The sequence below is a fragment of the Sphingobacterium cavernae genome, assembly GCF_008520265.1.
GTDB classification, from domain to species: domain Bacteria; phylum Bacteroidota; class Bacteroidia; order Sphingobacteriales; family Sphingobacteriaceae; genus Sphingobacterium; species Sphingobacterium cavernae.
Window position 1 is genome coordinate 118,608 of sequence record NZ_VIQM01000097.1, and the last position, 23,447, is coordinate 142,054.

Sequence of the window (23,447 nt, forward strand, 5' to 3'; positions counted from 1 at the left end):
TCAGATATCTTAAAAAATGTAATTACTTCATTCCTCGGATTACGGATAATGTTTGTTGAGATACACCTAAATATGAAGCAACATGACCTAAACTCGCATTTTGGAGTAAGGATGGATTTTCAGTTAATAATGATTCATATCGCTCATGAGCCGTTTCAAATTGGCTGTTGTAAAACCTTTTTGAGAAAGAAATAAGATTATCCAAAAGTATTTTCTCGATGATATGGTTCATCGTAATACTTATATTCGCCATCTCGCGTATAGGCGCAAAAGGTAGTAACGTAATTTTTGATGGAGCTAATGCTTGGAAACCAAATAAACTTGGCTTTTGGTAAAAAACACTTTCAATACCTGTACTGAACGTGTTTTGACCGAAAAAGTAATGCGTTATATCCTTTCGATTCTTGTAATAATAGACACGTGTGAATCCACATTCCACAAAATAAATATGTCTCAGGTAACTATTCGGTTCAAAAATAAATTCGCCCTTTGCGAACTCCCTCGTTTCGCTGATAGAATCAAAAAATTCTTCTAATTCATCATCGATTTGATATAAATTTTTGAAATGCTCGATTAACGTCATAGACAAATATAGAAATCAAAAGATAAGACAAGAAATCACAATATTAATTATATTTAGTAAAAGAAAACTTGAATTATGAAAATTCACACTATCTTATATTTTCTACTTGTACTTGCTGTATGTTCTTGCGCCTCTATAAAAGACGCAAATATTAACAAACAAATCATGTTGACGCATCAAAACTTAACATTTCTGCATCGAGTTCCACAAAAATATTCTTAGCTGGCAAAATTGAAGATTCCAATATAAAAATGAGTTCTTCAGCAAAATTGGATTTAACGCAGGCTTCTGTTCGTAACGTAGTTTGTGATGGAAGTTCTTCCGCTAAATTAAACATTACGACAGCCCAAACATTACGAAGTAACCTATCCTCGTCCGCAAATATTACATATATAAAAGAACCTACTCAAATTTTAGAAAATAAAACTTCTTCTAGTGGAAAATTAGTTAAGAGGTCATAAGAAGTCAGATGATTTGTAAAAGGTAATATTTAGATATTGTATTGGGTTTAATATGACCTACAATCGGAAACTCACTAAGACGATATTTTAGTAGTTGAAAGCATTGAATGTGTATTAAAAATATTTTATTAGCACCTACCAAGAGAAACGGCCTAGGATGGTTTGGCGTAAAGAAATCAACGAAGTTGAAGCGTTAGAAACAGATTTAAAAAGTGAAACGGCTCAAATCTGTTTAGCGGAAAAGAGTTGATTTTAGCCAAAATATCCAAGCCTTGATTTTTTGAATACTTTTTTATCAAAAAAAAAGTATTAGCCCCTCGCGGCTTGAGCGAGGTTACAAAAAGTTTTGTCCTTTTTGCCAAATCCTCCTATGTCTTCACCGCCAGACAGGCTCTTTCTTTTTTTATAAAAAGAAACAAAAAATCATCGCTGTACAGTATCGGCACAATGGCTCACTTTTCCTGCTATTGCAGATCCGATAAGGCGATATTTAAGTAGTTGTAAGGATTGTACTTTTATTTAAAATTTACACTGTTATTCCGACAAAAGGAAGAATCTCTGAATTGAAGTCTTAAGAAAGCGTAAAGTTTTTGCAGAAGTATATTTAAAAAAAGTTTCTACCAGAAGAAAGCGCCCTAGATAATTTAGCTAAATCATCCAAGCCTGAAACTTTTTGTTCCATTCTTACGTCAAGACCAAATTATGAGGCACTCGCGGTTCAAACAAAACAGATATCATAATTTTCAACAAACCCTTTGATAAATAATATTTTTTATCTACTTTTGCACTTCCGTAAGTGCGGAAATATTTAAATTAAAATAATTATTTAAACAATGCAACAGTACGAATCTGTAATCATTCTTACCCCGTTGCTTTCAGAAGATGCTGCGAAAGAGGCAATTGCTAAATTCAAAAACATCTTAACAGAAGGCGGAGCCGAAATTATCGCTGAAGATAATTGGGGTTTGAGAAAATTAGCGTATCCAATCCAGAAAAAATCTACTGGATTTTATCACTTAACTGAATTCAAGGCTCCAGGTGAATTAATTAAAAAATTAGAGCTTGAATACAAGCGTGATGAGCGTGTTATGCGTTTTATGACTATCGCTTTAGATAAGCATGCAATTGCTTACAGCGAGAAAAAACGTAGCGGTGCATTCAACAAGAAAGCTGAAACTAAAACTGAGGAGGTAGCAAAATAATGTCAAAGGAAAACATCCAATACGTGACTGCTCCTAAAGTAGAGGACAACCGTAAAAAATACTGTCGTTTCAAAAAGAATGGTATCAAATATATCGATTATAAAGATGCTAACTTCTTAATGAAATTCGTTAACGATCAAGGTAAAATCTTACCTCGTCGTCTTACTGGTACATCATTGAAATTCCAACGTAAAGTTGCTCAAGCTGTGAAACGTGCGCGTATCGTAGGCTTATTACCTTACGTAGCTGATTCATTAAAATAAGGAGGATACGATAAATGGAAATTATATTAAAACAAGATGTTAAGCACCTTGGTGAGAAAGACGATATCGTAGTAGTAAAACCAGGTTACGGCCGTAACTACTTAATTCCTCAAGGATTTGCTACATTAGCAACTTCATCTGCTAAAAAAGTGTTGGCTGAGAACATCAAACAAGCTCAGTTCAAACAAGATAAAATTAAGAAAGATGCTACTGAATTAGCTGCTAAATTAGAAAACGTTAAGTTGTCTATCGGTGCTAAAGCTGGTGAGTCTGGTAAAATCTTTGGTAAAGTAAATAGCATCCAAATTGCTGATGCATTGAAAGCTCAAGGTTATGACGTTGACCGTCGCCGTATCACTTTCGAAGTAGAGCCTAAATCTGTAGGTGAATACATCGCAAACTTAAACTTACACAAAGAAGTGAAAGTTCAAGTTCCTTTCGAAGTAGTAGCTGAATAATTAGTTATTCACTCAAAATATAAAGGAGATAACCCATCGGTTATCTCCTTTTTTGTTATGTTTGTGTCTCAATAAAATAGTATTTTGATATGAGTCCAAAATCAATATTCACTGCTATACTTTTAGCTCTTGTAGCTATCATCCTTTTCAATAATAAAGAAGAAAGTTCTTTTTGGTTATTTGGCGATATCCGTACCTCCAAATTATTAATATTAGGCATATTCTTTATTCTCGGTGTTATTACTGGGGGAATACTATTTAGACGTAGAAAAAAACATCCTTCGGAATACGGAATTAATAATCCAGTGTATCAACCTCCAATTGCTGCGCAACCAGAAGAAGATAATTATATAGATTCGCCATACAAGCCTAATGATGGCTTGTCAGATGAAGACAGAGAATTTTTAAGAAGAGATTAAACAACAAAAGCGTCATAAATGACGCTTTTGTTATGTTTGAGATTTTAATTTTACTTGATTAAATTCTTTAGCAGAAATACAGGAAAATTTGTAGATGTACTATCAGAAAGATTTCCTTCTATTTTGTCTACAGAAATTTTATTTGGCAGACTAATAATTGATTTGCCTTGTGTAACAACGGATAAACTAGAGATTGTTGTAGGACCATTTGGCTCTTCAATAGCGAATCTGGAATTCTCTGCCTGAACGGTTAAACCTTTAATCGAGGATGGCTGAAGTTTTACCGCTGAATTAGTCAATTTTAGATTTAAGTTTTCCAATTTCCCAATTTTTAGCGTATTATCAATAGACGAATTCGTTAAACTCAGATTCAAAAATTTTAAACTTTCATTATCTATATTATAAGATCCCCATGAGGCATTTAGAATGTCCAATTTCAATGAATCTTCTGATGTAACCAACTCATCTAGATTTAAATTTGACAAAGTCACATTCTCAAAATGAGGCGCGTACAGGTAAACATGTAAGTGATGATATGACTTTGTTTTAAAATTTAAAACAAGTCCTTCATTATCATTAGAAGAAACTTCTACTTCATTTGCCTCAGAATTACTTTTGAATCCATATGTCTCATCTTTAATTAAATGCAGTTGCACTCCTCTACTGTGTTCACTATTTAATTTTATACTGTTGTAAGTATTGAGCTTATTACCCTTCAAATATTTACTTTCTGACGAGAAATTTTTAGCTTCGTTTTCTATGCTTTTCCAATACTCTGCTTGATCCACACCACCAGTATTTGCTATGATGACACCACTCAAAATAAGTGTAAATAAGCCTATACCAAGCCCTATTAATAATTTATTACTTAATTTCATTTTAGTTCGATTTATAATTTTCATTAATGAAAGCATCATATCTCTCTTTCAACTCATCTAATGAGATATCAAGAAGATAGATGTTTTTGAAAACTTGAGGAAGATCTTCTTTCACGAAAACTTCTTTCTTATACCTTTTTATTTGTGAAAAAGAATCTGTTGTCACAAAAAAACCAACGCCACGCTTATTCGAAATAATACCTTGCTGCTGCAAAAAATCATAAGTACGCATGACTGTATTTGGGTTCACGGCTATTTCTATAGCTAACTCGCGCACGGACGGTAATTTGGAATCGATTGGCCACGTACCTAGCAGAATATTTTCACATATATGATCTACTATTTGCAAATAAATTGCTTTATTCGGGTTAAAATCCATATTAAGCCTCCTTTTCTTTCAATCGGACATACGTGATTGTCCACAAAATAATCGTTATAGTCCAACCCATCGCAGCAAATAAAAATTTAATCAAATCCTTATTGTCATCTATATTATTTTTGTCCAACTGCATGTGTCCTAAAAAGAATAATCTATAAATACTATAAATTAGAAAAAAACAAAGTCCAGCATATACAGCAACGGAAACTATTGTTTTTATAAACTGCTTGTTCTTAAAATAAATTGAGCCCAACAAAAAAAGCGCATTAATAGTAAACGGTAGAAATACAAAATATTTCACTGGATCTATATATATCACCTTGTGTAAGAAATTTAAGTTATCGCGTACTATTTCTTTACCATTTTCCATGTACGATGTTGTGCTTGTCGTAAATGAACGCACGTAATTCATAAACCCAAAATCTATAATATGAAATAGAAGTAAATATGTTACAAATCCTAAACCTGTTGAGTAAACTATGCCTGCAAGAAATTTTTCTAATTTAGAAGCTGGAACTAATATCTCCGCTATAGCCGCATTCGATTTTCCGTAATTTTTAAAATAAGAACTAGCTGTTAAAGAAATATAAAGAAGTCCAAGAATAATAAATAAAGGAATTCTGAACCTAAAATCATTGTTATACATAACAATATCACCTTCCTTGAAAACTTTGTAAAGTTCATTCCCATAGAAATAAAGAATTATTGCCAACAAAACACCAACAATAAGGAAATACTCTTTTTTATAAGATTGCCATTGTCTACCAATTAGCAATTTGAAACGATTAAAATCAAATGTATTATTCATATTCTGTGGTTAAAATTGGTTGGTAATTTTTTCATTTTCTACGGTTACCGCATTGAACAGCAATTCAAGATCAATTTTCGAATCTTCAAAATCAGCATTCGTTGAGATAACATTGTATGTTCCAATTCCTTGTTCAGCATACAGTATATCTTGGCTCAATTCCGTAACTTTTTTAAAGTGCAATCGATCTGCAATAGTTTGAATAGATTCATTCAAAACAATACGATGTTGATCCAAAATAATGACAGAATCAATCAAATTGTCCAAATCACGGACTTGGTGCGTAGAAATCACAATCACACGATCTTCATTCATTACGGCTGCAAGAACCTTTCTGAACTGTGCTTTGGACGGAATATCCAATCCATTAGTCGGTTCATCCATGATGACTACTTTAGTGTTGGTCGCTAAACCAAACGAAATCAAGAATTTCTTCTTCTGCCCGTAACTCATATTTCCTAAATTTTGATTCGCAGGAATCTGAAATTCGGTAAAGAGTTTTTGAAAGTAGCTCTCATCAAAATTAGGATAAAAGCATGTGTTAGACTTTAGATAACTTTTTACCGATACATCAGGTAAATACAAATCCTCTGGTATAAAGCAAATCTCTTGCAATAAAGAAGGATTTCGCTGTTGCACATTCTGTCCAAGAATTAAAATCTCGCCTGAATTGGGATATACTAATCCAATCATATTCTTCAGAAGCGTCGATTTTCCTGCCCCATTCTTACCGAGGAGTCCATAGATATGCCCTGTATCCAAATCTAGATTCAAATCTGAAAAGATTGGTTTGTTTTTGGTATAACTAAAATTTAAGTTTTTAATTGCTATCATACTAGTGTACTATTTAAATGATACACTAATATAAATCGAAAAATTTATATTTCAACTATTTTTGAAAATAAATTTTTGTTTTAAGTAATTTGAATACCTTATATAAACGAAAAGAGAGATTCGAAAATCTCTCTTAAAAACTATTATTCCTTATTCTTTTTCCGTTTGCTCTTCACCAGGGCTTCATGTAGTAAAAATTCAATTTGACCATTGACACTACGAAATTCATCCTGCGCCCACTTTTCAAGTAGCTTGAATGTATCCTCATCTATCCTCACCACAAAACTTTTTTTCTTCATATCAAATCACTTTGATGCTCCTATTATTAATACAAGGAACCTGTATTTACAATTGGTTGTGCTGCTTTTTCGCCGCATAATACAACCATTAGATTGCTTACCATGGCTGCTTTGCGCTCATCATCCAATTCCACAATATTCTCAGCGGATAATTTTTTCAACGCCATATCTACCATCCCAACAGCACCGTCAACGATCTTTGCACGCGCTGCTACAATTGCTGCAGCTTGCTGTCTTTGCAACATCGCTCCAGCAATCTCTGCCGCATAAGCCAAGTGGCTAATACGAGCTTCTTGCACAACTATACCTGCTTTTGACAAGCGCTCTGTCAATTCATTTTCCAAAATGTGATTTACTTCTTCCCCACCATTTCGCAAGGTAATCTCAGCCGTATCATCTTCCAAATCATCGTATGCAAAACTCACCGCCAAATGACGAACCGCAGCTTCGGATTGTGCGCGCACATAATCAAACACGCGTTCTACATCGTACGCAGCTTTATACGTATCCCCTATTTTCCAAACGATTACCGCACCGATTTCAATAGGATTACCCATTTTATCATTAACCTTTAACGTTTGTCCTTGTAAGTTTTCCGAACGCAAAGACATTTTTGTCGCTGTATACAATGGATTCACAAAAAACAATCCATTTTCCTTAATTGTGCCTACATAGCTACCAAAGAAATTCAATACACGTGAATGATTCGGATGCACAATCAGAATTCCTTTAAAAATAAAAACTGAGGCTAAAAAAACTAGAATACCGAGGAATATAAATCCTGGTCGATCGTTTAAGACAGATAAATATACAATGTAACCAGACATTAATAACAAAACAATGCCAATTCCGATTGCAGAATATCCTGAGGTAGGCTTAATAACTTTTTCCATAATTTATAAGTGTTAAAATTTGATATCATTTTGATATCATAAATATATCAAAATAAAATTAAATTTCAAAAAATATTTGAATCTCATTATTTTAAAACATTATGTATCTTTATTTTTTATAAACCGAATATATGATACTCAACATACTCAAATGGCTAATTGGTAGTCTTATCGTGCTTATAACAGTTATTTCTTTAGGTCTATTATTTACAGGTAATGGGTATATTCTCAAGGCTGTACGTACAGTTTACTTGACAGGACATACATCTGCTTTTTTGGAGGATTATAAATATTTTGAGAACAGAAAAATCGAAAAAGGAACACCTCAACCTTGGCCACAATCGGTAGATTACAATAAAAGCAGTTCTACACCTGTATTAGATTCTATCCACCTTGCTAATAAAAGCATAGCATATTTGATTATAAAGAATGACAGTATCTGGTTTGAAAAATATTACGATGGTTTTAACGAAAAATCGTTGACAAACTCATTTTCTATGGCCAAAAGCATTTCTGCTGCCCTATTAGGCAAAGCCTTAGAACTAGGCTATATAATTAGTTTGGATGAAAAAGTGAAAAGCTATTTACCCGAATTACAAGGCGAATACGCAGATGAATTGACTATCCGTGATTTAGTTTCCATGCGATCGGGATTGCAATGGGATGAAAAATACTATTCCCCTTTTTCAATTACAACTAAAGCTTATTTTTACAAAGATATCAGCAAAGCCATGTTGGAATTGCCAATAAAGGACAAACCAAATCAAAAATTTAAATACCAAAGCGGTGACACGCAATTACTAGGAATGGTATTGGCTAAAGCCCTTCCTGTTTCGCTATCAGAATTTTTGTCCGAACATTTTTGGAAGCCAATGGGCGCTGAAAATGATGCACTTTGGCAATTCTCACCTCAGGATGGTGTTGAAAAAACATATTGTTGTATTGCAAGTAATGCACGCGATTTCGCACGTTTTGGAAAATTGTATACCCAAAATGGACGTTGGGGTGAAAAGCAACTTCTAGATTCTTCTTACGTGCAAAATTCAATAACGCCAGCAGCTTTGGATTCACAAAATTATGGTTACAGTTGGTGGCTGAATGAATATAAGGGCAAGAAAGTATTCTATATGGATGGTCATTTAGGGCAATTTGTTATTTCAATTCCGGCGGATAATATTTTAATTGTTCGATTAGGTCATTTGCATGATAAGAAAAACAAACAAGATCCACAAGGGGCTTTCTATCAATATATTGAACAAGCTTATAAAATGATGGGTATTTAATTAAGCTATTTTTCGACATCTATTCTGCGTTGCAATACTATCTTATAGGTTCCTTTGGTTTTATTAATTACAGAATCATAATTCAATTGAACTTTATCGCCTACGTTGTATTTTCCATTTCGTATATCACTGTATTTGACTTTCTTTTCAAATCCTTCGACATAGAATCCGCGAAGATGTCTTTTACCACTTCGTTTTATTTTGGTAATGGTAAATACACCTTGCTTGGTGTGTGTCTCGTACACATCATTGTCACAGGCTAAAAAAAGTATGGCTATAATTATTGTAAGAAAGTTTTTCATTGGCATTGCCAAAAATAATAATTATGTCCGATTTTCATCAAATAACTTACACACAATTATGACGCTATAGCCTTAATTTATAGCTATATTTGCCCTATGAATCAATATGCCGTATTATTTGATATGGATGGTGTAATCTGCCATACCAATCCGCATCACGCTAAAGCATTCGAAGCTTTTTTTGACAAATACCAAATTCCATACTCAGAGCAAGAGTTTGAAGATCATATGTATGGTAAACACAACAGTCACATCATGACTTACTTTTTCAAAAGACCAGTACATGGTGAAGAACTACTTCAATTAGAAAATGAAAAGGAACAATTGTTTCGCGACCTCTATAAAGATAAAGTAGAAACTATACTCCATTACAAAGAATTTTTAGCGGATCTGAAAGCCAACAATTTCAAAACCGCGGTATGCACCTCAGCTCCACGAGCAAATATGGATATGATAATTGATCAATTAGGTATTCGTGAGCAAATGCAATCTTTAATGGCTAGTGAAGATGTGACTTTGCATAAACCACATCCTGAAGTTTATTTAAATTCAGCCGCCAGATTAGGTGTTGAGCCAAGCAATTGTGTCGTCTTTGAAGATTCATTTTCTGGTGTCACTGCAGGATTAAATGCAGGAATGAAAGTAGTAGCTGTATTAAGTTCGCATACGAAAGAACAATTACCGAAATGCGACTATTACATTAATGATTATTCAGAGATCAATGCTGCAAAGGTTCTTGATATACTAAAATCTTAAAATGGAAGAGGCACTGCAATTGATTTCAAGTCCTTATGGTTGGGCGTTGTATTTTACGTGCGCCATGTTGATTGGTATTTCCAAAACGGGAATTCAAAACATTGGAACATTAGCTGTGCCTCTTTTTGCTTTACTCTTCGGGGCAAAATATTCTACAGGAATTGTGCTAATTCTGCTTTGTTTTGCAGATTTGGTGGCTGTAATTTATTATCGAAAGGCATTTCTGTGGCATGAAGTCAAAAAATTATTACCGCTAGCTTTCTTTGGGCTTTTCATAGGGTTATTGTTGGGAAATTACATCGACGATAAGACTTTTAAAATCTGTATTGGAATCTGCATAATAGTTGGCGTTTTCATTATGCTTTGGATGGAAAAATCATCTTTAGAAAAACAGAAGCTATTGACTAATAAAAAATGGTATTCGCCGCTATTTGGATTTATATTAGGTTTTTCTACGATGATAGGCAATGCGGCTGGGCCTGCCCTTTCTGTATATATGCTTTCAAAGCGTTTAGATAAAATTGCTTTTGCAGCTACATCTGCTTGGTTTATTTTCATATTAAATTTGAGTAAGATTCCACTTCAAGTATTTGTGTGGCACAATATTACTTGGGAAGGAATTATATTAAATCTTATGGCTTTGCCCTTTATTCTATTGGGTGGATTTATTGGAATTAAAATTATTAAAGTTTTACCCGAAAAAACCTTCCGACACATAATTATCGCTTTGGTAATCATTGCTTCTATCTTATTGATAATTCTCTAATCAAAAACTTGTTTGTACTTTTGTCGTATGGAATATGCGATTGTGGATATTGAGACGACTGGTTCGTATGCAGCAGGGAATAAAATAACAGAGATAGCAATTGTCATCCACGATGGAACGCATATTTTAGAGAAATTTCAGTCCTTAGTAAATCCCGATTCTCCTATTCCCTTTCATATTCAAGCCTTGACTGGCATTACAAATGAAATGGTGGAAGATGCACCGACATTCAAAGATATAGCATCCACTGTATACGGATTATTACACAAGCGAATCTTTGTCGCACACAACGTCAATTTCGATTATTCGTTTATCGTCGAAGAATTAAAAAATGCTGGCTATTCGTGGCGAGCTCCCAAATTGTGTACTGTCCGACTTTCGCGCAAAATAATTCCGAATCAATCTTCGTACAGTTTAGGGAAATTGTGTCAAAATCTTGGCATACGAATTCACGATAGACACCGCGCTATGGGAGACGCGGAAGCAACTGTGACACTTTTTGAAAAACTCGTACGAGAGGACAAGGAGAAGCTGATTGAAAGTACGCTACGGAAAACTAAAGAACACCGCCTGCCAACACATATCAATGAGGAAGATTTCCTTAAACTCCCCGAAACAACTGGCGTATATATCTTTCATAATGCAGTAGGCAAAATTATTTATGTGGGCAAAGCTGTAAATATTCAAAAAAGAGTGCTAAGTCATTTTTCGGGAACAAATGGGACGCAAAAAAGACAAGCTTTTATCAATGATATACATCATATAGATTACATCGAAACTGGAACGGAGTTAATGTCTTTGCTCACCGAATGTAAGCTAATCAAGCAGCATTGGCCAACGCACAATCGTGCGTTGAAAAAGTTTGAACCAAAATTTTCATTGATTCAATATACGGATCAGAATGATTACGTACGCCTTATCGTTTCACCTTATGACAAACACGCGAGCGCTGTACAACACTTTGAGCGTCCTTACGAAGCCAATCAAATGCTTTTGCAACTGATGGAGGAATTCGAACTAGACAATAAGTTGTGTTACTTCTACAGCGTACACAATGAATCAAAGCCAAAGTTAGACTACAGTACTCTCCCATCTTCTGTTGAACACAATGAAAAAGTCGAACTAGCTTTAGAAAAAGTTAAAATGGAATCGCAATCTTTTCTAGTGATTGATCAAGGTAGACATTTGGACGAAAAATCCTATATACTCTTCAAAAATAACAACTTACATGCTTTTGGTTATTTTGATGTGGATTTAGACATTCGAGATTATGAAGATGTAATTAATGACGAAGACAAGTGCGTAAGTAACTACTATATGAATTCATTGGTTCTTCAATTCATCGAAAGATATCCAAGAAAGGTAAAAAAACTAGCCAACAAAGTACCTTTTAATAATCCAGAATATGAATAAATGCGCAGGATAGAATATGTAGAATACTATCCCAGTTTTCTTATCGCGCTCACCATTGTATAAATAAATAGGCAATAGACCGAGAATTGCCGCCGATTGCGTAGATATCCTAAACATGTAAAATAAGTTTAAAATCCCCACAGTAAGAAATTGCTTCAGTACATTCGTCCGAAACACATAAAAACAAACAACTTGTAGAACTCCCAAATAATAGTAATCAAAATGAAAAAGATTAGCTGCTGTGACCAACGCTACGATAAGCAATATCTTCACATCAGAGGATATTTTGTTTGAATCTATTACCATTAACGCTGATAATCCTGCTAGCAAGGTGAAGAATATATTCTGTCGCGAAGAATCAAACCATTGACCTCCAAACGCTAGATCATAAGGAATCTCTGAAAGTAGAGCAAACATAAACAAACGAAAAAAATAGTGTTTACTACTTTTAGTATGCGTAAACCTAATTTCATTATCACTTGGTGTATACATTTGGCGCATAGAACCGCGTTGGGTGGAATGGAATCAATACGTTATGCCTATTACAAATCTCCCAGAATCATTGGTTGGCAAAAAGCTAGTGCAGATTTCAGACATACACATTGGTGAAACGGTTGACGAAGAGTATATAATTAGACAAATTAAAAAAAAAATATGTGATATAAATCCTGATATTTTAGTTTTCACAGGTGATTATATAAGTGCTGTAAATGTTAATCAAGCTCCATTTGATCAGTTACAAAAAATTCTTGAATATTCACCAAAGGGAAAGTTAGCAACTGTAGCAATTCTCGGAAATCATGATTACGGAATACTTGCCAGAAATGGATCCCTAGCTGATTCCTTAGTTCAGATACTTGTCAATAACGGAATTACTGTTTTACGCAATACAAATTTAAATATAAATGGGCTCAATGTAATTGGTATAGATGATTATTGGAGAACTAATTTTTATCCAGACAGTGCAATGGATTTATATAGCCGAGAAAAAGCTAATCTTGTTTTGGTGCATAATCCAGATGTATGTGATCTAGATGTTTGGAACGGGTATGATGGTTGGATTTTATCTGGACATACGCATGGCGGCCAAGTACGTCTCCCCTTTTCTAAAGCCAGTATTATTCCTGTTGATAATAAAAATTATGATGAAGGTTTGAAACACCTTTCTAACGGAAGAACATTATATATAAACAAAGGATTAGGGCATTCCATTCGCGTCAGGTGGAATGTAAGACCAGAAATAACAGTATTTACATTAAAAAAGAAAGGGTAGAAAGATTTATTTTCTACCCTTTCCTAATTTTTATGAATAATTAGGCAAAATTCATCCAATCTGAATTTTCATGGTATTCAAAAATTGGGCTAGCTGTATTTTTTGATAAATATTGACCTACCAACATTGTGATGTCCGTGACCATATGTTGACGAGTCAACTCAATTAGTTCTGAATTAAATCCATTCATATGTAACACAAATTGGAAACTAATCACACGCGCAATAATACGACCTAACGTAATTGCGTCACGCTGGTTGACTGAAGAGTCAATAGTGAAGTTTAATAAGTTAGCAAAGTAAGGAATGCTATCATTTGTATTCGTATAAGTCGACAAGAAATTAGCTAAACTTTTTTCTTTTGATTTACGCATTAGCTTTAAAATAGAATCAGCTATCTGCCCATAAAGCATCTCATTGGAACCTTCAAAAATTTGGAAAGGTCTACTATCAACTACTGCTCTTCCAGCAATATGATCCAAACGATAACCGTTTGCCCCGGCCAACTGCAAAGCTATTTGAGCTGATTCTTGCATTAAATCAGTAATCAATGCTTTCAATGAATTGGCTTCAACGGCAGCCGTAGCCAAATCTTTATCAATACCACTATTTGAAGTACTATAGTGACACATTCCTGAACAAATAGTATATGCTGCTTGAATGCGTGAAAGTTGAAATTTAACAGCATCCAAATTCGCTAGAGGAGCATTACCAACTATTCTATTTTGGCAGTGTGCCAATGATTCATCCATTAGTCGTTTGATAAATCCTAATCCCATACCTGGAAATTGGAGACGACTACGGTGCAACATATCCAACATCAATTTCAAACCTGTACTTTCGGGCTGTAATTTTTGTTCTTCAGGAACAGTAATATCTATTTGATTGACCCCATAAGGAATCGCATACAATCCTAAATTATTATAACGCTCCACCATTGGAATATGTTGCGCAGGATTTTTATCATCTGTCACAAAGAAATCTATATCCCGTGCCAAATCACCGTTATCATTTGCCTTACGCGCAGTCACTAACCAAAAATCTGCTGCACCACTTAAACCCTGCCAATGTTTTTCACCATTAATTTTATACCCACCATCAACTTCTTGAAAGGATGTTTTCATATTTAGCGCATCACTTCCATAAGCTTTTTCGGTGATCATCAAACCACCCATTGCTTTCTCTTCCAAGAATTTTTTGAAAATACGCTCTTGAACATTGTAGTTACCGTATTTAGCTAATGGCTCTAGAAATAACGCGATGTTTATACCAAAGATTAAAGACAAAGACAATGACTCGTATGAAGCTGCAGCAAGTACTCCCAAACATTCTTTTACATTTACTCCTCGACCACCATGTAACTCCGGTATAGCTACCGCCAATGGATTTTTAGACATAATCTTTGCTCTAAATTCTGGCGGTAAATCGCGACTTAGACTTATTTTATTGAAATCATATTCGTTTCTAAATAGTTCGCGTAAATGTTTTGAAAAGTCAGCAATGTATGTCTTAAAATCTGCTTGCTCAACTAATTGACTCATATCTTTTGTAATTTAATTCTTTTATGTTCAGTGTGTTTTTCATAGTGCAAATAGTGCAACTGCACTTACATTCGTAAAATTAACCGATAAGAGAGGCACTAACTATTAAAAACAGAACAAATAACAGGACAAATCGTGCATTAACAGTTTTTTACATTGTCCTATTGCGGTATTCTTTAGGAGTAATACCTACAAGTTTTTTAAATAATCGAGTAAAATAAGAAGGGTCTTCAAATTCCAATTCATACGCTATTGTTGCTATAGGTTTATTCGTTTCGACCAAAAGCAACTGGCTATGCATAATAGCCACTTCCAATATGACTTGCTTAGCAGACTTATTAAAAACCCCTGAAACACAACGATTGAGGTAATTGGTAGACACGGATAATTTATCTGCGTAATATGTAACAGACTTTTCTTTAAAAAAATCCAAGTAAACCAATTGTTTAAAAGCTATTGCAATTTCTTGATTACGCTGAAGAGTGGTATTCGCATCCGAAAGTTTGATAATCTTTAATAGAATGGTTTTAAAAATACTTTCGTAATAGGACTGATACGGATTTTGATCGTAAATTTCTTTATACAACAGTTGCAACATCGAGTCCAAATCTCTACTTTCTTCAAGATTCAAATTGAGCAATGGAGCAATATTAAAAATATTCAAGGTCTCTTGATCCCGCAAGATCGAAGTCATAGCCTGCTCTTTGATCAGCACACAATGTCCTTCTGCATTCTTGTCTACATCGCTAATAGCAGATATATGTCCATAGTTAGCTATTATTACGGCTGGGGCTTTTACTAAAAACTGTGTGGATTCGATCTGATGTTGAAAATATCCTTTTGTAAGATGTATTAATAAATTATAACCGAAAAATATCGGTGGAATTGGCGTTCTTAAATAGGGAGCAATATCCTTTAGAGCGAATATTTTGATTGGAGTTTGGATATACTTCAGATGCTGTAAGCTCCCTTCCATAAACTTGGAAACAAACTCATCTGCATATATCTTGTTCTTTTTCATCCTATGAAACCGTTAAAACGTCTTCTAAACTAATGTATATTTAATAGTTTACAAAATTAATCGCTTATGAACTATACAAATTTAACCGCTATCACACTGTAATAAATTACATTGCAGGTACTTTACACGTATACATTTTAATGAATAAAACTGTATCTTTGCCCCCATGATTAATGTATCCAATCTATCTCTTCGTTTTGGCAAACGTGTGCTATTCGAAGATGTTAATTTAAAATTTACTTCTGGAAATTGTTACGGTATTATTGGTGCTAATGGTGCTGGTAAATCAACCTTTTTAAAAATTATATCGGGTGAAATTGACCCTAGTACAGGTTCTGTAGCATTCACACCAGGTGAGCGCATGTCTGTATTGAAGCAAAATCACTATGAATTTGATGAATTCAGTGTGCTTGAGACCGTGATGATCGGAAATCAAGAACTGTACAAAATCATGAAAGAGAAAGATGAAATCTATATGAAAGAAGATTTCACTGACGCTGATGGTGAACGTGCAGGTGAATTAGAAAGCTTATTTGCTGAAATGGATGGTTGGAATGCGGAAAGTAATGCTGCTACCCTATTGAGCAACTTAGGTATCAAAGAAGACCAACACTACAAACAATTAAAAGAATTAGATGGTAACGAGAAAGTACGTGTGTTACTAGCACAAGCGCTTTTTGGTAAACCAGATATTTTGATTTTGGACGAGCCTACCAACGATTTGGATATCAATACCATTGCTTGGTTAGAAGATTTTTTAGCGTCTTATGAAGCTATCGTATTGGTCGTATCCCATGACCGTCACTTCTTAGACCATGTATGTACGCACATCGTGGACATCGATTTCAGTAAGATGACTATTTATTCCGGTAACTATACATTCTGGTATGAATCATCGCAGTTGGCATTGAAACAACGTACTGACCAAAACAAGAAAATGGAAGATAAAGTAAAAGAGTTACAAGAATTTATTCGTCGTTTCTCTGCAAATGCTTCCAAATCAAAACAAGCGACTTCACGTAAGAAAGCCTTAGATAAAATCAATCTTGATGAGATCAAGCCTTCGAATCGTAAGTATCCTGCTATCATGTTTAACACGTATGATAGAGAGCCTGGAGATCAAATCTTAAATGTTGAAGGTCTGAGTAAAACAGTGAATGGTGAAGTATTCTTCAAGGACATCACATTCATGATGAATAAAGGCGATAAAATTGCTGTATTGAGTCAAAATAATTTGGTTACTACGGCTTTCTACGAAATCCTTACTGGACGTGACAAAGATTATACAGGTGAATTCAAATGGGGTGTAACCATCACTCCTACGGATATGCCAATGGATAATTCGTCTTACTTTGATGGTAATAACGAAAACCTAGTAGATTGGTTACGTAACTATACTACAAAACCTGATGCTGATGAGCAATTTATCCGTGGTTTTTTAGGTAAAATGTTGTTCTCTGGTGAAGAAGTGATGAAAAAAGTTTCTGTATTATCAGGTGGTGAGAAAATGCGCTGTATGTTCTCCAAAATGATGTTGCAAGGTGCTAACTTCTTAATCTTTGACGAACCAACCAACCACTTGGATTTGGAATCAATCACAGCATTGAATAATGGCATGAAAGACTTCAAAGGTTCGATGTTGTTTACATCACGTGACCACGAGTTAACTGAAACTGTTGCGAATCGTATCATCGAATTAACACCTAACGGTATTATCGATAAATTGATGACGTACGACGAATACATTAACTCTGATGTCGTAAAAGCACAACGTGAAGAAATGTACAAAGTAAAATAAGACTATCTTAAGTATATAGGAAAATCCCCAATCAGCTTAGCTAGTTGGGGATTTTCTATTGAATGTTAACCAAGTTGCTAATAAGAAAATAATTACTTGAGCACTTAGTAAAGCTCCTTCTTATTGGTTTTGTTGAGAAGCTTAGATTAATCGAAATGCTATATATGAAAAGTTTAGTTATTTATTAAATTATCCTTGAAAAAACAAACAATCTATTTAGTTGTAAGATTATTTAACTTCTGAAAATTAATATATTCAAAAGATGATGGAATTTTATTTTCTTTAAAAAATGTCTTTAATATACTTTTTCGAATCTTTATATCCCAATTCGTAAGATTTTAGAAGATAATATTTTGCCATATTATTTGTATACTCATCATCGCTATACGTATTAATGTCATTTATTGTTCCCTTATTGCTTAAAACCTGATAAAGATTGTAATATGCTTCCGCGCAATTATATTTAAAGGCCATAATTTGTGAATAATAATAAGCTTCAGCTAGATCATTATACAAAAACATCATATTTACAATTTCATTATAAGAGTCAACATTACCATCATTGATAGCAGATTTCAGAAGACTATTGTATTTATCTTCAGTAGTGTAATCAGTCAAAAGTTAACTTTTTTTCAACTTCATTGCCGGAAAATTCTTGATTATTATTACAAGAAGATAATAAGCAAACAACTATAATTAGTCTAAAATCTTTCATTTAAAAATCTTTACTTCACACCTACAAAACTAGCAAAACACAAATTCTTATGAAGAACATCCACTTTCGAAAAACCGACCTTGCGCAATAAATCCAGCTGGTACATCAAGCTTCGTGGAGAATCTTCTTTGTCGATGTAATCAAAAACATGATCGCGGTAAGCTTCATCTTTCAATGACACTAAGTAGTCACCATAACGAACCTTGTAAATAAATTCTTGTAATAAGTCAGAATCTTGCGTTATTAAATCGAATATCCATATACTTCCACCCTTCCTCAATTTTCGATACAGCATTGCAAAGGTATATTCCCAATCCGCATCGTCACGAAGGTGATGTAATGTAGCTGTTGCAATTATAACATCAAAAGATTCATCAGCAACCTCAATCTTCCTAAAATCTCCCTTTATCTTTTGACAAGAACCTCCGAAATTTACAGCATCTACCCTTTCCTTAGCTTTATCAAGCATTGGCTGACTTAAATCGGATAAAGTGATATGTAAAGGCGACTTCCGTTGCAAAAGACTAATATCATAATTACCAGCACCACAACCAATATCTAATACATGTTGTACATTGGGATTGCTTCGAACAATACCCTCTGTGATAAGTTCCATATTGAATTTTGCATCCAAAGTGGTCAACTGCCCAGTCTCCAAATTCGAAAAACGTGTTACATCATTATCAAAACGCTCTTCTATTTCCTTAAGGGTTGCTTTATGGTTCATGAATTATCAAATTTATTACAAGATAATAAATAATATTGGCTTACTTTTTATTGATCTTAATTAAGAACTTTTCAAGAGTTTGAATGTTTATGATAAAGAGTATTACTATAAATTTAATATCTTAGCCTACAAAACTTAACATTTAATATGAACAAACTTTTTTATACTGCAATATTTGCATCTATTATTATTGCGTCATCTTGTACCAACGAGAATAATACAAAAGGAGAAGAAACATCACAGCAGACAGACACGCTTCCTCCAGTAGAAACTGGTAAAGCAAACACAAATTACAAGCCTGCCTTCGAAGGACAGACACGTATAGCTGGGGTAAAAACGACTACACCTTATGAAAGTAGAGTAATTACCAATAAATTGAAATCCCCTTGGGGTATTGCAGTTCTTCCTGACGGTAGATTTTTGATTACCGAAAAAGAAGGTGTATTGCGTCTAGTGGCGAATGATGGTATGGTGAGCGAAGCCATTAATGGGTTACCAAAGGTGGACAATGACGGTCAAGGTGGTTTGTTAGGTATCACATTAGATCCAGAATATGCGAGTAACAAAACAATTTATTGGGCGTACACGGAACCCGTATCGGGCGGAAATCATACAGCTGTGGCTAAAGGTCGCTTGGCAGATGACGAGAAATCGGTAGTAGACGTGACCGTAATTTATCGTACGACACCAACTTATAATGGCAAGCTACACTACGGCGGTCGTTTAATATTTGATAAAACAGGTCATTTGATTGTGACAAGTGGTGAGCGTTCTGATTTACCTACACGTGCATTAGCACAAGATTTAAAATCTACCTTAGGAAAATTGATTCGCATCACGAAAGATGGTAAACCAGCAAGTGACAATCCGTTTTCGGGCAAGGCAGATGCTTTACCAGAAATCTACTCATATGGACACCGTAATCCGCAAGGTATCGCATTTCATCCAGAAACTGGAGATCTTTGGGAATCGGAATTTGGGCCACGCGGTGGTGACGAATTGAATCGTGTTAAGGCAGGTAAAAATTACGGCTGGCCGACGATTACTTATGGCATTGAATACAGTGGTGAAGAAATTGGCAATCCGCCAATACAGGTTAAAGAAGGTATGGAACAACCCGTTTATTATTGGGATCCAGTTTTATCTCCTGCAGGCATGACGTTCTATTCAGGTGATGCTATTCCTGAATGGAAAAACAATCTTTTCATCGGAGGGTTAAGCAGTACACACATTGCACGAATTGTCATCAAAGACAATAAAGTAGTGGGTGAAGAGCGTCTATTAGCTAAAGAAGGTGAAAGATTCCGTGATGTAGTTCAAGGCATTAATGGTGAGTTATTAGCTGTCACTGATGGCGGAAAATTATACAGCATTGGCAAAAAATAAGCATCATTTAGCGTAAAATATTCTTTACAATACAAAGCTAAGTCCTCTAATCACAAGAATTAGAGGGCTTTTCTTGTTTTTTTAGAAATTGGGAATAAACAAATAACTTTTTATCTGTTCTCTTTTTAATAAATTTGGACAACAAAACTTAATTTATGAAAAACCTAATACTCACAGCTAGTGTAGCAACTACACTCCTATTATCTTCATCATCAATACCTCAGCATACTACATTTATTCACTTGCCTTTAATACAAAAAGACACAATTGCTCCTGTTGAAAAGAATAAAGCAAATACAAATTATAAACCAGCATTTGCAGGACAAACTAGAATCGGTGGTGTAAAAACTAAAACTGCCTATGACTTCAAGGTCATGACGAATAAATTGAAATCTCCATGGGGAATTGCTATATTGTCGGACGGCAAATTATTAATAACCGAAAAGGAAGGTAATATGCGAATCGTCAATGCTGCTGGAAATATCAGTGAAGCAATCGCAGGACTACCCAAAGTAGATGCACGCGCACAAGGCGGTTTATTAGGTTTAGTTTTGGATCAACAATTCTCAATCAATAGAACTGTTTATTGGGCATTTACAGAGACTGGTACAAACGGAAACCATACTGCCGTAGCTAAAGGTACCCTCTCTAAAGATGAAAAATCCATGCAAAATGCTAAAGTCATATACCGCTCTACTCACACCCATCGCGGTGCATTACATTATGGTGGACGTTTGGTTTTTGATAAGTCAGGTAATTTATTAGTAACTATTGGCGAGCGTTCGGATCAATCGACAAGGGTATTGGCTCAAGACTTAAAAAGTTCTTTAGGAAAGATAATCCGTATAACGAAAGATGGTAAGCCAGCTGCAAATAATCCTTTTGCAAACAACAAAAACGCCTTGCCTGAAATCTATTCATACGGACACCGTAACCCTCAAGGAATAGCTTTTCACCCTAGCAATGGCACACTATGGGCCGCAGAATTTGGCCCACGAGGTGGTGACGAATTGAATCTTATTAGACCTGCTAAAAACTACGGTTGGCCAGTAATAACATACGGCATCGAGTATTCAGGTAAGCAAATTGGTGAACCAACAATACAAGCAAAAAAAGGAATGGAACAACCAGTATACTATTGGGATCCCGTTTTGTCCCCTTCAGGCATGACTTTTTATTCGGGAAAAGGTATTCCAGAATGGAAAAACAATTTATTTATTGCAGGATTGAGCAGCACTCACATTGCACGTCTGGTGATTAATAACAATAAAGTTGTCGGCGAAGAAAGACTTCTATCTCGTGAAGCAGAACGTTTCCGTGATGTGGTAGAGGGTAAAAATGGAGAATTGTATACCGTTACAGATGCAGGTAAACTTTATAAAATTACAAAGAAGTAGCGCTACTTCTTTGTAATTTTATATTTTCTATATTTCTACAGGATAATAAACTTTTCCCAAATCCGAAATATCATCAAGATTTATTTCTTCCTCAAATATACCGAATACAGACGAACCCGAACCTGACATTGAGGAGTACAATGCGCCTTTTTCATAGAGTTTGTTTTTTATATCTTGAATCAAAGGATATTTTTCAAAAATTCCTAATTCGAAATCATTCGTAATATAGTATTTCCACTCTTGTATAGGCAATTTAATAGCTCTACGCAAATCTACTTTTGGTACTTGAGGCGTAATATTGCTATACGCTTCAGCTGTAGAAATATGAATTTCAGGTTTAATTATCACGATGAAATACGTAGATAAATCAACCTCTACTTCGCTAAATTCTGTACCTATTCCTTCTGCAAATACAGGTTTATTTGAAATAAAAAAAGGACAATCAGCTCCTAACTTACTTGCATACTGTTGCAATTGTTCTTTACTTAATCCTATCTTATTAAGATCGTTGATTGCCTTTAACACATAAGCAGCATCTGAAGATCCACCTCCTAAGCCTGCCCCTACAGGAATATTCTTAAGTAGTTTAATAGAAATTGGTTGGATTGCTGGAAAATCGTTTTTTAAAATTTGATAAGCCTTCGTGCATAAGTTAACTCCATCCTCTGGAATATCTATACCAAAAGCTTCAAAAGAATACGTATCCGCATCACCAAATTCCAACACATCATACATCTTTATTGGATAAAACATCGTTTCAATGTTGTGATAACCATCTGGACGTTTTTCGGTGATAGATAATCCTAAATTTATTTTTGCGTTTGCGAACGAAATCATAGTACAAAATAACGAAATAATGCCAAAGGTAGAAAAGATTTCAATGTGGTTTTATTTAGCAAAACAGCAAAATCAAATTAATTAGGCTCATTTTCAAGGTGTAAAGATACAAGCGTAAAATAAGTTTTGTAGATCTAGTAAGAATTTCTACTTTTGTGGCGGAGAGCTGGCAGAGTGGTCGAATGCGGCGGTCTTGAAAACCGTTAACTGTCACAGGTTCGGGGGTTCGAATCCCTCGCTCTCCGCATCTTAAATGATAAAATATATCAAATCCCTATAATTTAAACGTTTTAGGGATTTTTTTTTGTATACCCCTATCCCAAAGCAAATTTTTATGTATTTAACATTTATTCGAATTTCATAATAGTTCAAAACTTTTACAAGGACTCTTAACAGAATGTTGAAATGTGAATTATTTGTAAATTCCAATATTTAATAAAAAATTCAGGTTATCCATCTTCAGAAAATTGAGTAAGGCAATCCTAAAATGTATTATTACTATATTTTAATCACTGATGTCCGGTAAAATCTGTAAAAAAAAGAAGCCAATTTATTGGCTTCTTTAAAGTAATCGTAGATTTGGTTTACCACAACTAAAAATACGATGAGTAAAAGTAATTATTTTTCTTGCAAATCTGTTTTCGGACAGCTGATTTCGTTAATTGACGATAAGATCATAAAAAGTGCAGTAAAAAAAAGCAGTTCGGATCGTTACGTTAAACGTTTTACAACTAAAGACCACCTGATTAGTATGTT

27 protein-coding genes, 1 tRNA gene and 1 pseudogene are annotated in these 23,447 nt (G+C 34.5%); 15 read left to right on the forward strand and 14 right to left on the reverse strand.

The window, feature by feature from the left end:
• Window positions 1-22: 22 nt before the first annotated feature.
• Window positions 23-583 carry a Crp/Fnr family transcriptional regulator gene (locus FLS47_RS16635; protein WP_149915449.1) on the reverse strand — a complete coding sequence of 187 codons (561 nt, stop codon included), beginning with the start codon at window positions 581-583 and terminating at the stop codon, window positions 23-25.
• Window positions 584-762: 179 nt separating this feature from the next.
• Here FLS47_RS16635 and FLS47_RS16640 point away from each other — a divergent pair.
• From FLS47_RS16640 to FLS47_RS16660, 5 genes and pseudogenes are all read left to right on the forward strand, one after another.
• Window positions 763-1,044, forward strand: a pseudogene (locus tag FLS47_RS16640) (GIN domain-containing protein); the annotation flags it as partial.
• 833 nt (window positions 1,045-1,877) lie between these two features.
• A complete protein-coding gene (gene rpsF, locus FLS47_RS16645; protein WP_149915451.1) occupies window positions 1,878-2,246 on the forward strand; it encodes a 30S ribosomal protein S6 in 369 nt (122 codons plus the stop codon).
• Window positions 2,246-2,509 (forward strand): 30S ribosomal protein S18, encoded by a 264-nt coding sequence (rpsR, locus tag FLS47_RS16650; RefSeq protein ID WP_149915452.1) that lies wholly within the window; start codon window positions 2,246-2,248, stop codon window positions 2,507-2,509. The genes rpsF and rpsR overlap by 1 nt, the downstream gene beginning before the upstream one ends.
• 14 nt (window positions 2,510-2,523) lie before the next feature.
• Window positions 2,524-2,967 carry a 50S ribosomal protein L9 gene (gene rplI, locus FLS47_RS16655; RefSeq protein ID WP_149915453.1) on the forward strand — a complete coding sequence of 148 codons (444 nt, stop codon included), beginning with the start codon at window positions 2,524-2,526 and terminating at the stop codon, window positions 2,965-2,967.
• Window positions 2,968-3,056: 89 nt separating this feature from the next.
• A complete protein-coding gene (locus tag FLS47_RS16660; protein ID WP_149915454.1) occupies window positions 3,057-3,386 on the forward strand; it encodes an LPXTG cell wall anchor domain-containing protein in 330 nt (109 codons plus the stop codon).
• A gap of 50 nt (window positions 3,387-3,436) precedes the next feature.
• Here FLS47_RS16660 and FLS47_RS16665 read toward each other — a convergent pair whose 3' ends face one another.
• From FLS47_RS16665 to FLS47_RS16690, 6 genes are all read right to left on the reverse strand, one after another.
• Complete coding sequence (locus FLS47_RS16665; RefSeq protein WP_149915455.1) at window positions 3,437-4,264, reverse strand: hypothetical protein; 828 nt, start codon at window positions 4,262-4,264, stop codon at window positions 3,437-3,439.
• Window position 4,265: 1 nt separating this feature from the next.
• The gene (locus tag FLS47_RS16670) at window positions 4,266-4,643 is read right to left on the reverse strand and encodes a GntR family transcriptional regulator (RefSeq protein ID WP_149915456.1); all 378 of its coding nucleotides are present in this window, start codon (window positions 4,641-4,643) and stop codon (window positions 4,266-4,268) included.
• Between the two features lies 1 nt (window position 4,644).
• Window positions 4,645-5,451 carry a hypothetical protein gene (locus tag FLS47_RS16675; RefSeq protein ID WP_149915457.1) on the reverse strand — a complete coding sequence of 269 codons (807 nt, stop codon included), beginning with the start codon at window positions 5,449-5,451 and terminating at the stop codon, window positions 4,645-4,647.
• Between the two features lie 9 nt (window positions 5,452-5,460).
• Window positions 5,461-6,285, reverse strand: coding sequence for an ABC transporter ATP-binding protein (locus FLS47_RS16680; protein ID WP_149915458.1), 825 nt, complete (start codon window positions 6,283-6,285; stop codon window positions 5,461-5,463).
• Window positions 6,286-6,428: 143 nt separating this feature from the next.
• Entirely contained in the window at window positions 6,429-6,584 is a 156-nt protein-coding gene (locus tag FLS47_RS16685) for an Arc family DNA binding domain-containing protein (RefSeq protein ID WP_149915459.1), read from the reverse strand.
• Window positions 6,585-6,610: 26 nt separating this feature from the next.
• A complete protein-coding gene (locus tag FLS47_RS16690) occupies window positions 6,611-7,477 on the reverse strand; it encodes an SPFH domain-containing protein (RefSeq protein WP_149915460.1) in 867 nt (288 codons plus the stop codon).
• A 131-nt stretch (window positions 7,478-7,608) separates the two neighbouring features.
• Here FLS47_RS16690 and FLS47_RS16695 point away from each other — a divergent pair, with 131 nt between their 5' ends.
• Entirely contained in the window at window positions 7,609-8,760 is a 1,152-nt protein-coding gene (locus FLS47_RS16695; protein WP_149915461.1) for a serine hydrolase domain-containing protein, read from the forward strand.
• 5 nt (window positions 8,761-8,765) lie between these two features.
• Here the strand turns inward: FLS47_RS16695 and FLS47_RS16700 are convergent, their stop codons facing one another.
• Window positions 8,766-9,062, reverse strand: coding sequence for a hypothetical protein (locus FLS47_RS16700; protein WP_149915462.1), 297 nt, complete (start codon window positions 9,060-9,062; stop codon window positions 8,766-8,768).
• Window positions 9,063-9,158: 96 nt separating this feature from the next.
• On the opposite strand from FLS47_RS16700, the gene FLS47_RS16705 reads away from it, so the two are divergent.
• From FLS47_RS16705 to FLS47_RS16715, 3 genes are read left to right on the forward strand one after another with little or no spacing between them, the layout of a single operon-like run.
• Window positions 9,159-9,818: an HAD family hydrolase gene (locus FLS47_RS16705; protein ID WP_149915463.1), complete on the forward strand. Its 660-nt coding sequence runs from the start codon at window positions 9,159-9,161 to the stop codon at window positions 9,816-9,818.
• A gap of 1 nt (window position 9,819) precedes the next feature.
• On the forward strand, window positions 9,820-10,584 hold the full coding sequence (locus FLS47_RS16710; RefSeq protein ID WP_149915464.1) for a sulfite exporter TauE/SafE family protein: 765 nt from the start codon (window positions 9,820-9,822) through the stop codon (window positions 10,582-10,584).
• A 27-nt stretch (window positions 10,585-10,611) separates the two neighbouring features.
• Window positions 10,612-11,997 carry an exonuclease domain-containing protein gene (locus FLS47_RS16715; RefSeq protein WP_149915465.1) on the forward strand — a complete coding sequence of 462 codons (1,386 nt, stop codon included), beginning with the start codon at window positions 10,612-10,614 and terminating at the stop codon, window positions 11,995-11,997.
• On the opposite strand, the gene FLS47_RS16720 is transcribed toward FLS47_RS16715, so the two are convergent.
• A complete protein-coding gene (locus FLS47_RS16720; RefSeq protein WP_149915466.1) occupies window positions 11,956-12,498 on the reverse strand; it encodes a TraX family protein in 543 nt (180 codons plus the stop codon). The genes FLS47_RS16715 and FLS47_RS16720 overlap by 42 nt on opposite strands.
• A gap of 13 nt (window positions 12,499-12,511) precedes the next feature.
• Here FLS47_RS16720 and FLS47_RS16725 point away from each other — a divergent pair, with 13 nt between their 5' ends.
• Window positions 12,512-13,270 (forward strand): metallophosphoesterase, encoded by a 759-nt coding sequence (locus tag FLS47_RS16725; RefSeq protein WP_223225397.1) that lies wholly within the window; start codon window positions 12,512-12,514, stop codon window positions 13,268-13,270.
• A 40-nt stretch (window positions 13,271-13,310) separates the two neighbouring features.
• Here FLS47_RS16725 and FLS47_RS16730 read toward each other — a convergent pair whose 3' ends face one another.
• Together FLS47_RS16730 and FLS47_RS16735 are read right to left on the reverse strand one after the other, a co-directional pair.
• Window positions 13,311-14,810 carry an acyl-CoA dehydrogenase family protein gene (locus tag FLS47_RS16730; protein ID WP_149915467.1) on the reverse strand — a complete coding sequence of 500 codons (1,500 nt, stop codon included), beginning with the start codon at window positions 14,808-14,810 and terminating at the stop codon, window positions 13,311-13,313.
• Window positions 14,811-14,961: 151 nt separating this feature from the next.
• Window positions 14,962-15,831 carry a helix-turn-helix domain-containing protein gene (locus FLS47_RS16735; RefSeq protein WP_149915468.1) on the reverse strand — a complete coding sequence of 290 codons (870 nt, stop codon included), beginning with the start codon at window positions 15,829-15,831 and terminating at the stop codon, window positions 14,962-14,964.
• Window positions 15,832-15,997: 166 nt separating this feature from the next.
• On the opposite strand from FLS47_RS16735, the gene FLS47_RS16740 reads away from it, so the two are divergent.
• Entirely contained in the window at window positions 15,998-17,629 is a 1,632-nt protein-coding gene (locus FLS47_RS16740; protein ID WP_149915469.1) for an ABC-F family ATP-binding cassette domain-containing protein, read from the forward strand.
• 282 nt (window positions 17,630-17,911) lie between these two features.
• On the opposite strand, the gene FLS47_RS16745 is transcribed toward FLS47_RS16740, so the two are convergent.
• Both FLS47_RS16745 and FLS47_RS16750 read right to left on the reverse strand, forming a co-directional pair.
• Window positions 17,912-18,247 (reverse strand): hypothetical protein, encoded by a 336-nt coding sequence (locus tag FLS47_RS16745; protein ID WP_149915470.1) that lies wholly within the window; start codon window positions 18,245-18,247, stop codon window positions 17,912-17,914.
• Window positions 18,248-18,354: 107 nt separating this feature from the next.
• Entirely contained in the window at window positions 18,355-19,071 is a 717-nt protein-coding gene (locus FLS47_RS16750) for a class I SAM-dependent methyltransferase (protein WP_149915471.1), read from the reverse strand.
• A gap of 147 nt (window positions 19,072-19,218) precedes the next feature.
• Between FLS47_RS16750 and FLS47_RS16755 the strand changes: the two genes are divergently transcribed.
• Window positions 19,219-20,457 (forward strand): PQQ-dependent sugar dehydrogenase, encoded by a 1,239-nt coding sequence (locus FLS47_RS16755; RefSeq protein ID WP_149915472.1) that lies wholly within the window; start codon window positions 19,219-19,221, stop codon window positions 20,455-20,457.
• A gap of 155 nt (window positions 20,458-20,612) precedes the next feature.
• Complete coding sequence (locus FLS47_RS16760) at window positions 20,613-21,854, forward strand: PQQ-dependent sugar dehydrogenase (protein ID WP_149915473.1); 1,242 nt, start codon at window positions 20,613-20,615, stop codon at window positions 21,852-21,854.
• Window positions 21,855-21,881: 27 nt separating this feature from the next.
• On the opposite strand, the gene ispE is transcribed toward FLS47_RS16760, so the two are convergent.
• Entirely contained in the window at window positions 21,882-22,691 is an 810-nt protein-coding gene (gene ispE, locus FLS47_RS16765; protein ID WP_149915474.1) for a 4-(cytidine 5'-diphospho)-2-C-methyl-D-erythritol kinase, read from the reverse strand.
• Window positions 22,692-22,851: 160 nt separating this feature from the next.
• Between ispE and FLS47_RS16770 the strand changes: the two genes are divergently transcribed.
• Window positions 22,852-22,936, forward strand: a tRNA-Ser gene (locus tag FLS47_RS16770).
• Between the two features lie 359 nt (window positions 22,937-23,295).
• On the forward strand, window positions 23,296-23,447 hold a 152-nt coding region (locus FLS47_RS19110; RefSeq protein WP_149915475.1), incomplete at its 3' end, for a DUF4372 domain-containing protein.

Excerpts from the sequence above, each read along its gene's own strand:
- FLS47_RS16635 (WP_149915449.1), bottom strand. The coding sequence starts at position 583 with ATGACGTTAATCGAGCATTTCAAAAATTTATATCAAATCGATGATGAA.
- rpsF (WP_149915451.1), top strand. The coding sequence starts at position 1,878 with ATGCAACAGTACGAATCTGTAATCATTCTTACCCCGTTGCTTTCAGAA.
- rpsR (WP_149915452.1), top strand. The coding sequence starts at position 2,246 with ATGTCAAAGGAAAACATCCAATACGTGACTGCTCCTAAAGTAGAGGAC.
- rplI (WP_149915453.1), top strand. The coding sequence starts at position 2,524 with ATGGAAATTATATTAAAACAAGATGTTAAGCACCTTGGTGAGAAAGAC.
- FLS47_RS16660 (WP_149915454.1), top strand. The coding sequence starts at position 3,057 with ATGAGTCCAAAATCAATATTCACTGCTATACTTTTAGCTCTTGTAGCT.
- FLS47_RS16665 (WP_149915455.1), bottom strand. The coding sequence starts at position 4,264 with ATGAAATTAAGTAATAAATTATTAATAGGGCTTGGTATAGGCTTATTT.
- FLS47_RS16670 (WP_149915456.1), bottom strand. The coding sequence starts at position 4,643 with ATGGATTTTAACCCGAATAAAGCAATTTATTTGCAAATAGTAGATCAT.
- FLS47_RS16675 (WP_149915457.1), bottom strand. The coding sequence starts at position 5,451 with ATGAATAATACATTTGATTTTAATCGTTTCAAATTGCTAATTGGTAGA.
- FLS47_RS16680 (WP_149915458.1), bottom strand. The coding sequence starts at position 6,285 with ATGATAGCAATTAAAAACTTAAATTTTAGTTATACCAAAAACAAACCA.
- FLS47_RS16685 (WP_149915459.1), bottom strand. The coding sequence starts at position 6,584 with ATGAAGAAAAAAAGTTTTGTGGTGAGGATAGATGAGGATACATTCAAG.
- FLS47_RS16690 (WP_149915460.1), bottom strand. The coding sequence starts at position 7,477 with ATGGAAAAAGTTATTAAGCCTACCTCAGGATATTCTGCAATCGGAATT.
- FLS47_RS16695 (WP_149915461.1), top strand. The coding sequence starts at position 7,609 with ATGATACTCAACATACTCAAATGGCTAATTGGTAGTCTTATCGTGCTT.
- FLS47_RS16700 (WP_149915462.1), bottom strand. The coding sequence starts at position 9,062 with ATGAAAAACTTTCTTACAATAATTATAGCCATACTTTTTTTAGCCTGT.
- FLS47_RS16705 (WP_149915463.1), top strand. The coding sequence starts at position 9,159 with ATGAATCAATATGCCGTATTATTTGATATGGATGGTGTAATCTGCCAT.
- FLS47_RS16710 (WP_149915464.1), top strand. The coding sequence starts at position 9,820 with ATGGAAGAGGCACTGCAATTGATTTCAAGTCCTTATGGTTGGGCGTTG.
- FLS47_RS16715 (WP_149915465.1), top strand. The coding sequence starts at position 10,612 with ATGGAATATGCGATTGTGGATATTGAGACGACTGGTTCGTATGCAGCA.
- FLS47_RS16720 (WP_149915466.1), bottom strand. The coding sequence starts at position 12,498 with ATGCGCCAAATGTATACACCAAGTGATAATGAAATTAGGTTTACGCAT.
- FLS47_RS16730 (WP_149915467.1), bottom strand. The coding sequence starts at position 14,810 with ATGAGTCAATTAGTTGAGCAAGCAGATTTTAAGACATACATTGCTGAC.
- FLS47_RS16735 (WP_149915468.1), bottom strand. The coding sequence starts at position 15,831 with ATGAAAAAGAACAAGATATATGCAGATGAGTTTGTTTCCAAGTTTATG.
- FLS47_RS16740 (WP_149915469.1), top strand. The coding sequence starts at position 15,998 with ATGATTAATGTATCCAATCTATCTCTTCGTTTTGGCAAACGTGTGCTA.
- FLS47_RS16750 (WP_149915471.1), bottom strand. The coding sequence starts at position 19,071 with ATGAACCATAAAGCAACCCTTAAGGAAATAGAAGAGCGTTTTGATAAT.
- FLS47_RS16755 (WP_149915472.1), top strand. The coding sequence starts at position 19,219 with ATGAACAAACTTTTTTATACTGCAATATTTGCATCTATTATTATTGCG.
- FLS47_RS16760 (WP_149915473.1), top strand. The coding sequence starts at position 20,613 with ATGAAAAACCTAATACTCACAGCTAGTGTAGCAACTACACTCCTATTA.
- ispE (WP_149915474.1), bottom strand. The coding sequence starts at position 22,691 with ATGATTTCGTTCGCAAACGCAAAAATAAATTTAGGATTATCTATCACC.